Raw genomic sequence first — 1,318 nt, forward strand, 5'->3', positions numbered from 1 at the left:
TGATCTGGTTTTGGGCGGTGCAGACCCCGTCCCTTCAGGGCGGGGATAACCGCCCCCGCTCAGAAAAGTCACACCCTCCCGCTACGGTCCTGTCCAGGATCGAGGAGGGAGGTGTGTGCTGTGCTGACGGGATACCGGTACCGGCTGGCGCTCACCGACGCCCAGGCCCGTCAGTGCGCCGAGTACGGCGCGATCTGCCGGGCGGTGTGGAACACCGCCCTGGCCCAGCGCCGCCACATCATGGACCGGTGGAAACGCGGCTACGCCGCCCCCTACTGCGGCTACCACCTCCAAGCCGCACAGCTGGCCCAGGCCAAGACCGAGGAGACGAGGAGACCTGGCTGCGGGCGGCCCCCTCGCACATCCTGCAGCAGACCCTCAAAGACCTGGACCGGGCCTGCGCCCAACACGACACCTTCGGCGTCAACTTCCGGCCCAAGCACCACTGGAAGCCCTCCTTCCGCTTCCCCGACGGGCCCCGCATCACCGTCCAGCGCCTGGGCCGCACATGGGGGCGGGTGAAGCTGCCCAAGCTGGGGTGGGTGCGCTTGCGGTGGTCACGAGCCCCCAAGGGCACCATCCGCTCAGCCACCGTGCGCCGCGACGGCGCCCACTGGTACCTGTCCCTGCTCTGCGAGGACGGCGAACTCACCCCCGCCGAGCACGCGGTGCCCGACTCGGCAGTGGGGGTGGACCGGGGCGTGGCCGTGGCGGTGGCCACCTCCGAGGGCGACCTGTTCGACCGCACCTTCCAAACCCCCAAGGAGATCGAGCGCGAGCGGCGTCTGCGCCGCCAGCTGGCCCGCCGCCGCAAGGGCAGCGCGAACCGGGCCAAGACCAAGCGGGCCCTGTCGCGGGTGACGGGGCGGGTGCGGGCCCGGCGCGCCGACTTCAGCGCCCAGACCGCGCACGTGCTGTGTGGCAAGAACGCCGTCGTGGTGTTGGAGAAGCTCAACACGAAGAACATGACCCGCTCGGCCAAGGGCACCGCCCAGGCTCCGGGGAAGAGGGTGCGGCAGAGGGCGGGGTTGAACCGGGCGATCCTGTCCAAGGGCTGGCACGGGTTCAAGCTGGCCTGTGTGAACCGGGCCCGCCGTACCGGAACCAGCATCGTGGAGGTCGATCCCGCGTACACGTCCCAGAGGTGTTTCGAGTGCGACCATGTGGACCCGAAGTCCCGCGAGAGCCAAGCGCGCTATCGGTGCACCAGGTGTGCGCATACAGATCATGCGGATGTGAACGCGGCCGAGAACACCGAAAAGCGCGGATGGACGAGCCGTTTACGGTGAACCGTGCCAGCCTGCGGAGACCTCTGGGT

1 protein-coding gene and 1 pseudogene are annotated in these 1,318 nt (G+C 69.4%); both read left to right on the forward strand.

The window, feature by feature from the left end:
* Positions 1-120: 120 nt before the first annotated feature.
* Positions 121-186: pseudogene (locus tag ACYVD1_RS34685) on the forward strand (helix-turn-helix domain-containing protein); the annotation flags it as partial.
* Positions 187-248: 62 nt separating this feature from the next.
* A complete protein-coding gene (locus tag ACYVD1_RS34690) occupies positions 249-1,289 on the forward strand; it encodes an RNA-guided endonuclease InsQ/TnpB family protein (protein ID WP_460778712.1) in 1,041 nt (346 codons plus the stop codon).
* Positions 1,290-1,318: the final 29 nt, after the last annotated feature.

The sequence above is a fragment of the Nocardiopsis nanhaiensis genome (genome assembly GCF_054778635.1).